A 9837-nucleotide genomic window follows, 5' to 3' on the forward strand; every position below is an offset into this window, starting at 1 on the left:
GGAAAATTCAGTTTGCTGGGCGGAGTGAGATCGGGTCGTTAAGGATCCGCCAGGAGGCCGCCAACTGAGCCGCCTCCTATTAAGCGGTCCCAGCAACCTTGGGGGCCGGCGTAGCGGCGGTTGCTGGGACCATCTACCCGCCCCGAGGGCTAGGTCTCGCAAAGAAGCGGTGGGCCCGCCAAATGAGATACCCTACTGCACATACATTGCTATGCCGATCATGACGAGCGGGCTTAGCCCGAATAGCACAATAATCACGCTGTTAAGTATGTCACTGCCCATGACACAACTCCTGCGTTGGCACTGGAACCTACGCCCGGACAACTCGGCAAGCTAGTGCAATAGATGTCGTTCACTCCGTACACAACGGAGAACGGCGCCACATTTCACTCGCCGAGCCATAAGAACGGATCGCGACCTATGGTAACTAATGCGTCTAAAACATTTTATATGCCTCTCAGTAGGCCGACCTAGAACATCAGCAAGGTTTGGTTCCGTTCTCTCAGTCCGAACGGGACGCTTGACTGCAGATCGTGCTTCCGGGATCGCGGCCGCGAGGTGTGCCGGTCGCGGGCTTGGGCATTTCCACTTCCGGCATGCGAAGCCGAAAGATAGCCGCTAATTCACGTTCCGCTGCCGGCTTTTCGCGCCGAGTGGCTTCAAGTGCATCCTGCCTTTACGATGGGATCCCGGAGCGCGCGAAGCGCCAATTGAGCGCTGGGCTTCGTCGACATGCTCCACAACATCAACCCCGGCGATCCAATCGATCTCCTGCTGCACGTGCCGGGCGACGATGTCGATGCGGCTGAGAAGTTGATCGGGGTGGTCGGTAGTGCGACGGGCGAAGAGAAGCACTTAGGTCATCATTCCGGACTACGCAGGAGCGCCGGCACGCTGATGGCGCTCGGCGCCAATGGGATCGCGATGAGCGACTCGTCCGAGCTCGGTCCGATCGACCCGCAGGTGTCGTCCCAGGCCGGGAACGGCTCAGCGTCGTTATTCCGTGCTGACTACCTCAATGCCTATGACGCCGGGCGACGGCGCTGCGCGACACGCCAGACGATCTCGCCGCAGGGATCGCCTGCTCGTCAGGCGTTCGAATCGGTCGGGTCAGCTAAGTGGCAAAGGCGTGGAGTGCGCCCACCCGTAGGATACCGGGAACCTCTTCCACACGCGCCAAGGTTGCGTTACGCTCGTAACCTCAAGAGGAGTGGCCGCTGTGGCGAGTGAGAAGCGAGTCAGTATTGAGGAGCAGTCGGCCATACTGCCGCGTCTTCGCCGCGTGCAAGCGTGGCGCAGAGCTCGCTTCCAGCGCCTCCTATCTGATCCCAACATCGCTCAGAATGACCCGGGAAGGCTCAAGTCCATAAAGGCCGCGCAACTTTACACGGCCGTTTCGATGCGCGCGGAAGCCATCCTACGAGGCCTGATCGATCGCTAAAGCGCGCCCGCCCGGCCATGATGTAAGAGCTTTGGGCTCTGCGTGATCAAATCATCAGCGAGATGTCGCAGATACCCGCCTAGGATGTCTAAACCAAGGTATGAGTTGCTGCACCCCCTGACATCAATAGGACTCGCGCACGAAATCTGACCTTTTCGCGAGGTCAGCTCCGAGACGCTCGACGATTTGGGGTTCGGTGAGCCCAGCGTTGAAAGATCGGGGGAATCATCGAGTGCGGCCAAGCCGCGCAGGTGGCAGCACCTCGATTGCAAGGGCGGCAGGATTTCACGCGCGAACACGTCAGCGCAGTATGGAAATCTGGTGCGTTTGCCTTGGGATCGTGATTGCACGTCGATGAGGTGCGCCTCTTGATGGTTATGATCGCCGGGTTCGATCCGTATCGGCCAGATGGGGTTTATGCGTCGGCTGATCTCTGCAATAAGGCACCGAGTGACTGAGGGCTGCAACCGTCGAGCGGCCCGTAAGATGAAATGGGGGACGCTGAGTTGCGATCAGATTTTTCGCGTATCAACCAGTCTAAAGCTATCTTCGATGATATTTATGCTTTGGATGATCCGAGAGCATATTTCTCTGTCCTGGGAGACTTGGATTATATGATTCCGGACGTGGCTGAGCCGGTTGTGCGTCAGATTCTGGCAGCGAAAACTTCGGCAACCGGCCTTAAGCCGGTCGTGCTTGATGTTGGCTGTTCATACGGTATCAACGCCGCGGTGCATCGGTTTCCGCTGACCTTCGCGGGCTTGCGTCATCGCTACGCCCGGCGCGAGATGAGGGCGATTAGTTCTGAGACACTGGTGCGTCTCGATCGCAATTTTTATGCAGCTTGGCCTGATGTCGGCCTCGCGCGATTTATCGGTCTCGATGTATCGGCACCGGCGATCAGCTATGGGACGGGTGTTGGTCTCCTTGAGCAGGGGATTGTCGCTGATCTTGAAAAGGAGACGCTATCGACGGACAGCGCGCGTATTATCCGCCCCACCGACGTTATCATGTCGACGGGCTGCATCGGCTACGTTACCGAGAAGACGTTCAGCAAGGTTCTCGATGCGACGGAGAAGCGTCCATGGATCATCTCCTTCGTGCTACGAATGTTCCCATTTGATTCCTTGGCTGCGACGTTCGCGAAGCGTGGCCTTGTGACGGAACGTCTTACAGGCGCAACATTTATTCAGCGTCGCTTTCGCGATGCTGAAGAGTTTGAAAGTTGTTTGGCTACCTTGGCGAGGCTTGGCGTCGATGCGACCGGTCTTGAATCGGAAGGGCTGTTTCACGCCGATCTGATCTTGTCCCGGCCCGAGGCGGATGCGCGCGCGAACCCGCTGGAAGACATTGTCACAGTCGCCAGCGGCAGGGGGCGGCCGATTGGGCCACGTTATGTTCATTTTGAGGGGAACGAGGGCTTGCAGGTCGCGCTGGAGCCGTGATGGGTTCGTTTTCCGATGGTGGCCGTGGATGTGGCCCAGGGAATGTCGGTATCGGTGGTTGCGAGCTCCGCAACCACTCAAATTTGCAAGGAAGCACGCGGTGGCCAACGCGGTCCGTGATTTTGACTTGCTCGGCAATATTCGAGACGCAGCTGAATCGTGTAGGAAAGCCGGCATTTTGCGGACCATAGCGTCGCCAGACCCAAGACAACTGGTGGTTTGCCGAGGAGGGCGCCGCTGAAGACAATTGGTCTCAGAGCTGCATTCTGGACGATAGTGGCGAGAACGCCGGCTGGGACCACCGGTTGGCCCGGCGCTGCGACACCACATCGCCGGCGCCTTGAACCGTATCCGACTCGTCCGCAGTCTTAACCGGGACGAGAGCGCCATCCTGGGTTGGCTTATTAAGGTCACCTTGCGCGCGCCACAGAGAAGGGCGGCGCTGCTCAAGCTCGCGTTCCCATCGGGCGCAGTTCACGCGGCAAAATGCACGCAGCAATGCATGAGAATGTAAATGACAAATCTTTCCCGCTACTGGGCTCTACCCCTCGCAATCTCAATGGCATTTTGCCCAGCCGCCCAGGCGAAAGACCGCCGCATTGTCGCCGAGCCAATTGCGCCGCGCGATGTTTGCGCCCGCCCGGAGGCCTCTGGAACGAACGACACAGCCGCGTTGCAGGATGCCATTGCCCATTGCCCCGCCGGTGCTGCGGTCTATTTGGCGCGCGGCGAGTTCCTGTCAGGTCCACTCGAGATGAAATCGGACGTCACGCTATGGATCGAGCGGGGCGCCACGCTTTTTGCGATCTCGGACCCGAACGCGTATGACAGGGGCTTGGGACATTGCGGTCGCATCGCAAGTAAAGGTGACGGCTGCCGCCCGTTCATCAGCTTTTCCAAGACGCGCGGTGGCGGCATCTATGGCGAGGGCATCATCGATGGCCAGGGCGGGGCACCCATGGTCGGCAGCGCCGAAACTTGGTGGGAGCTGGCTCGCCGGGCGCAAAACGAGCATGGCAATCAGAACGTCCCGCGCTTGATCCAGATCGACCACGCGCAGGACATTGCCTTCCACGGCATCACGTTGCGCAATGCGCCTAGTTTTCACGTGGCGATGAACCGCGTCGAAGGTGCTACCTTTTGGGGCGTCACCATCGAAGCACCCGCCGACGCCCGCAACACCGACGGCATCGATCCTGGCGCCAGCCAGGATGTGACCATCACCCATAGTGTGATCCGTACCGGAGACGACAATGTGGCAATCAAGGCCGGCAATAACGGTCCTACCCGCTATGTCTCCATCGTCGATAACTATTTCGGCTGGGGACATGGAATGTCGATCGGCAGCGAGGTGAGCTCCGGTGTGAGCGACATTCTCGTGCGCGGCCTGATTCTCGACGGCACGACATCGGGCTTGCGCATCAAGAGTGATGTCAGCCGGGGCGGCCTGGTGGAGCGGGTGACCTATGAGAATGTGTGCCTGCGCGGCAACCATTGGCCGATCATGTTCGATACAAGATATGATCCTCGCGCCCAAGGTGACAGCATTCCCCTCTATCGCCAGATTGTGCTGCGCCATGTTCGTGGCGATGGAGGTTCGCTGGTGATGCGTGGGATTGATAAGACGCATGCCCTCGAGATCACGCTGGATGACGTGCGATTTGCCGATTCCGCAACCTGGCAGGTGGAAAATACCAATGTGACCGTGGGGCGCGCCGGCGTGTCGCCACCGCTTCCAAGCCGAGCTGCCGGGGGGCTATCTCACGGATCGGAGTGTGCAAAAGTATTTCCCAATCGTTAGGTAGCCATCAGACCGGCGTGACGCTGACCCGGGCACCGCCAAAGTGAAGCTGCCGTGCCATGCACATTGACGGGGCCTGGGCTTTCGCTGCGGATTGCTTGATGACACAAGGCGCAACATCCGAGCGTGCTCGAAATACTGCACTTGGCTCGACGAAGGTAAGACCGTGATGAGAGCTTTCGCGCTTGCAATAGTGCTGGCTGGGTGTTTGCGCTTCTCGGAAGCATCTGCGCAGCCACTTTTGGTCTCGCAAGCCTCTGATAAGGCCTATCACTCTCTGCAGTCAGCCATAGACGCACTACCGCCGCAAGGCGGCGCTATTCTGATCGCGCCGGGCACCTATCGCGAGAAGGTCAAAGTCTCGAAACCAGGTGTTCATATCAAAGGCACCGGCAAGCGACCGCATGACACGGTTATTGTCTACGGCGACGGTGCAATCAATGTTGGGGGAACCTCTCATTCCGCGACGCTGGACGCTTCAGGTGACGACTTTCGGCTCGACAACCTGACCGTCCAGAACGACTACTCCCTCAATCCGGCTAATCCACCTTCGCAGGCCGTGGCGCTGTCCTTAACCGGAGATAAGGACGTTATCACTCGGGTCCGCCTGCTCGGCGCACAGGATACCCTGTTCGCCAACAAGGGGCCGGATGGCCGGATGTCGCGCCAGTACTTCTTGGACTGCTACATCGAGGGGCACGTCGATTTTATATTTGGCAACGCCAAAGCCTATTTCCGGCATTGTGAGTTGCATGGTGTCGCCAACCATGCGGTCGTCTATACCGCACAAAGTAGAGCATCGCCGGACGAGGATAGCGCCTACGTATTCGATCATTGCAGGTTGAGCGCCGATCCAGCCGCGCGCGATATTGCCCTCGGCCGTGCCTGGCGCCCCTATGCTGCTGTGATTTTCTTGTCAGCCGATATAGATGCGCCCGTGATCTCCGAGGGCTGGCGCGAATGGACACCCGGCAAGACCAAGACCCTGAGGACGGCCTATTATGCCGAATACAAGTCAACAGGCATCGGGGCCAATCCCACACGCCGCGAGCCATACGCTCATCAGCTCACTGACGACGAGGCCCCCCGATGGTCTCTCAAAGCGTTCTTCGCGGGTGCCACAGATTGGCTGTCGTACCAACCAAACTGAATGCGCCTAATTAGCGTCATGTGATTCTCTGCGCGCATCGACCTCATCCCGACGGGACTGGCCCGGCCGACGATCGGCGCCACCATCAGCGGCATCGTTCACATGCTCTCAATCAGGTGCTGGCTGGCGCGAGTTCCGCGTAAGTTATGACCCTTGCAGACCATCTACGATCGCTCAATCATTGCGCCAAGTACGGGCGATGGGGTGCAATCTTCCAGCGCTGGCAAGATTGCGTCGCGCGGAACTCGATTCGATCTCGATCAAAGTTCCGGCGGAAAGGGGGAAGCACAATTAGGCGATCGGCCGCTCCTTTGGCCGCTCGACAAAAATCCATGCGCTGAGCGATCCATTCTGCCGGCCGCTCGTCCTTTGTTGGATCCCGGCGCCACGACGCCGACATCGGCGCTCGCCCATCCATGCGCGCGCTCATCGCCGGCAAAGGCGACCCGCCTGCGAGCTGAGCTCGTCGTTGCGCGCCAAGGCCGTAATCCCCAACGATCGTATCGTCATCCATCGCTTCGACAAACCTGCTTAGAAACGTTCGAAATGTGTTCGAGCGCAGCTTCTGTGGGCTCAAGGACTTCCGCCGCATCGCCACCAAACACGCAAGCTCTTTGGGAACTTCTTGGCCACTGTTCATCTCGGCTCAATTGAGGCGGGACATTAAGCGTGTAGGCAGGCGGCGGAAGTGGACCGTAATGAGAAAGATCGTAGCGCCCCATTCTCGGCCACTTGGTGCGACAGGTTGGGACCATAACCACAGTTTATTCCTGGGTTAGATGTCAGGAATGCACTTTCAGCTAAGCCCTCAAATGCTGGCGATGTGTCGGCTCAGGTCCAGGCGTATACGATTAGCGCTCCTGGCCTTTCATTGAAGTGAGTACAGATGAATTTCGTCTCAATGAATCGGGTGCGTCAGGAAACGGATAGCGGGGACGCGCAAGATGCCTCTGCGGCCGGCTCGTCGGCAGAAGCGCCGGCCTTTCAGAGGCAGCTGAGCGAGGTCGCTCGCCCATCCGCTCCCGTGCTCATGCAGGTCCGCGCCCAAGCGGATGCAACAGGATCTGGGGCGCGGCCCGTCATGCGGGCGAGCAGGCGCCCATATTCGCCGGCTCCGGACGGTGAAGGAACAATGCTGAACGCTGCGGCACTCATGGAGCCGAGCCGTGTCGTGGGTCGCGCGGTCGGGCACAGCGCTTCGCATGGAGCTGTCGATTGGCCAGAGGTTCTTCCTGCGGGAGATCAGGAACAATTTCAGGGGATCATGGACGAGCCCCGCCCTGCGTCATCTCTGGAGCCAACCGGAGAGCATGAGGCGATGCCGGGCGGCTCAGCGCAGCAGAAGAGCCAGCCAATTGGGGTGTTGGTAGGTCGCAGCGAGAAGCCGCTTTATGCGGAAGATGCACTCCTTATTCCCGGGCTTAAGCAGGCGCTCCTCAAAGGGGGAGCCGATGAGAGCACCGCCACGAGCAACGTCGGTCATCTGCGCAGCTTCGCCCGCTGGCTCTTTGCAAACAGAAAGCCCAGCATTGCTGCTCGGCTTCATGACGATTCAATAGACGAAGATGTCGATGAGTTCATAGCAAAAGGTGGAACGACGAACGTCCGTTGGGCATTAGCTCATCTGCGGACTTCTCAGTCGACGGGAGGAATCGCGCCGATCGCTGGCCGCCCTGACCTGGCTCCCTATCCCGAGGACGTGACTCTCATCAAACAGTACAAACAACAGGCAGTGACGGCCGGAACTGCAAGTACCGCCAGAACCTATGCAACTCTTCTCACGGATTTCAGCCACTACCTTCGTGCAAACAACCAGCCGGGCATTGCGGCGCGGCTTCACGACGAGACATGGAATGAGGAAGAAGCGCTGAATGAAGAGATCAAGCGCTTCAAGGACGCCGGTGGTCATAGAAGTATCGGCGCGGCACTTGAACATCTCCGTGAGGGAGCGAGAAAACTCAGCGCTCCCCCTTTTTATTCCGAAGACGCACAGATGATTTCCGCACTTCAAGACGCACTCGTCGAAGCGGAGTACAAGGAGATCACCGCTAAGGCGAATTATATTCGTCCTCTTCGCAGATTCAGCCGGTGGCTTTTTGCAAACAACAAGCCGTGCATCGCTGCTCGACTTAACGACGAGTCGCTGGCCAGCGATGCTGCGGTGTTCGATAAGAGTAAGAGGCGGCTCGTTCTTTGCGCACTAGATCGTCTTCGCGCCTCCCAGTTGCCGTGCGGAGTAGCGTCAATCACGCGCCGGACCGGGGACATTGAGGCCACGGCTGAGCAGGGCGGGGCGCAGCCAGCCTTCGGTTGGCCAGCGCAACTCTCTGAGGGAGACGATCAGGATTTATATTTTGGGAGGACCGACGAAGCCGGTGCATCGTCCAGTCTTCAGCCGCCGCGGCATAGCCAGGCACTGGATCCTGCACAGTCCCTGCCTCCCTTGAACTGGCGCCATCAGGCCCACGAATTGACGGATGAAGCTCGCGGCCAACTCGTGACGGGCGAGCAGAATCTCGTCAGCGAGGAGCATGACACAGGGAAGTTAAGATCAGCCAAGAGGCAGAAGACGCTAAGCAACCCCGAGGGCGTCGCCGTTGAGTCGCAACTGATGCAGATCCCATCGCATCAACTGGGGACGCCGCCATCGCAGGGGCAAGCTCCGACGCTCTCGCGTGCGCACGAATACGCCCCAGCGATCCCAGACACCGCTAGGCAGCACGACGCATTACGTGACGCCGTCAGTTCGCCACTGGTCCTCTCGAAGGGACACGCTCACAATCTGCGATCGGCGATCGCGGCCAACAGCCCATCACGGTCCGCCTTGATCCAGCCTGAGCAGCTCCAGAGGGCAGAACAAGCTGGACCGCAGGAACCCATCGGCTCCATCTCGACCTGGTCACGGCAGATGCCGCTCGACTTTGATTGGAGCATGTGGCCGAGCTCGGAGACTGCGCCACCCTTGGCTGTCCCAGCCCAGATTTCGTCGACATCTTACCAGTTGCGTGAAGGTGCTAGCTTTCCGAGCACACTGAATATATCTGCGTCCGGAGGCCTGCAGCCGCCGGAGCAGCTGACCGGCGAGCAGCTCCCGGCCCAAGACGCGGAGCTCTTGGCGAGGTTTCGTGTACACGGCGAGCTGCGCAAGCTCACCCCTGGGGCCATCAAGAACAGTGTTTCCCAGCTTGGAGCATTCGTTCGTTGGATTAACGCAAGTTATAGGGGGCCTATAACTTCCCGGCTGCGAGACGGTTCATCGCTGGACGAGGAAATTGCGGCATACAGGAGTTTGGGCCGTGATCGTCAGAACAGCATTAAATCGGCTCTAGACGTTCTCCGGACGCTCTTGCGTGGGGGGGAAGAAGCCGAAGCCCCCCAACCTCGAGTTCTTGGTGCCCCCCGTCGCCGGGCTCCTCATCCCGAAGATGCCCCGCTCATCGAGGGCGCGCTCCGCCAAGCCTTGAACGATCTTAAAGATCCGACTGCGAAGCTAAGGGAGGCTGCACAAAAGCGCGCGACACGCCTTCGTGCGCTGAGTGCGTGGCTTAGAGACAATCGCAAAGGGAGCATTACCAGCCGACTAAACGGCTCCAGCAGGGAGCAGTTATCGCTCGACAATGACGTGGTAGCATTCCAGCGGACTAAAGCCAGAGTACACGGTCCCGATTTGTCGCATCTTCGCAGCTACTTAAAACTCGTCAGGGCGAACCGAGAACTGGGGCTATCGGGCTCTGAGCATCCGAGCTCGCCGGCCGCGCAGATCGGACAGCATTCCGGCTCGGCGCAGGATCTTCCCTCAAGCCTAGCCAGCGCGGGAGCTAGGGCTTGGTTCGATGAACAGATGCAAGAATCAGCAGCACCATCCAGGCCCCTGTCACATGGTAAGGGCACGCTATCCGTTGATCTGAATGCGCCGACACCGTTCGAGTTACACGATGATGCTGACTTTGCGCCGGCGCATCCTGCCAGGCCTCGTTCAGACACCTACAGCGGCTTAGCG

General features: G+C 59.2%; 5 protein-coding genes and 2 pseudogenes. 6 read left to right on the forward strand and 1 reads right to left on the reverse strand.

The window, feature by feature from the left end:
* Positions 1–618 precede the first annotated feature (618 nt).
* Positions 619–855: a hypothetical protein gene (locus PMN64_RS36685; protein ID WP_411784270.1), complete on the reverse strand. Its 237-nt coding sequence runs from the start codon at positions 853–855 to the stop codon at positions 619–621.
* On the opposite strand from PMN64_RS36685, the gene PMN64_RS36690 reads away from it, so the two are divergent.
* From PMN64_RS36690 to PMN64_RS36715, 6 genes and pseudogenes are all read left to right on the forward strand, one after another.
* On the forward strand, positions 781–1230 hold the full coding sequence (locus tag PMN64_RS36690; protein ID WP_411784269.1) for a hypothetical protein: 450 nt from the start codon (positions 781–783) through the stop codon (positions 1228–1230). The genes PMN64_RS36685 and PMN64_RS36690 overlap by 75 nt on opposite strands.
* A 702-nt stretch (positions 1231–1932) precedes the next feature.
* The gene (locus PMN64_RS36695; RefSeq protein WP_411784263.1) at positions 1933–2886 is read left to right on the forward strand and encodes a class I SAM-dependent methyltransferase; all 954 of its coding nucleotides are present in this window, start codon (positions 1933–1935) and stop codon (positions 2884–2886) included.
* A gap of 514 nt (positions 2887–3400) precedes the next feature.
* Complete coding sequence (locus tag PMN64_RS36700; RefSeq protein WP_411784264.1) at positions 3401–4687, forward strand: glycoside hydrolase family 28 protein; 1287 nt, start codon at positions 3401–3403, stop codon at positions 4685–4687.
* Between the two features lie 169 nt (positions 4688–4856).
* Entirely contained in the window at positions 4857–5837 is a 981-nt protein-coding gene (locus tag PMN64_RS36705) for a pectinesterase family protein (protein WP_411784265.1), read from the forward strand.
* Positions 5838–6132: 295 nt separating this feature from the next.
* Positions 6133–6211, forward strand: a pseudogene (locus PMN64_RS36710) (IS5/IS1182 family transposase); the annotation flags it as partial.
* Positions 6212–6969: 758 nt separating this feature from the next.
* Positions 6970–9837, forward strand: a pseudogene (locus PMN64_RS36715) (hypothetical protein); the annotation flags it as partial.

This window comes from Bradyrhizobium sp. UFLA01-814, from assembly GCF_046718885.1.
Lineage (GTDB): Bacteria > Pseudomonadota > Alphaproteobacteria > Rhizobiales > Xanthobacteraceae > Bradyrhizobium > Bradyrhizobium elkanii.

Excerpts from the sequence above, each read along its gene's own strand:
- PMN64_RS36700 (WP_411784264.1), top strand. The coding sequence starts at position 3,401 with ATGACAAATCTTTCCCGCTACTGGGCTCTACCCCTCGCAATCTCAATG.
- PMN64_RS36705 (WP_411784265.1), top strand. The coding sequence starts at position 4,857 with ATGAGAGCTTTCGCGCTTGCAATAGTGCTGGCTGGGTGTTTGCGCTTC.
- PMN64_RS36695 (WP_411784263.1), top strand. The coding sequence starts at position 1,933 with ATGGGGGACGCTGAGTTGCGATCAGATTTTTCGCGTATCAACCAGTCT.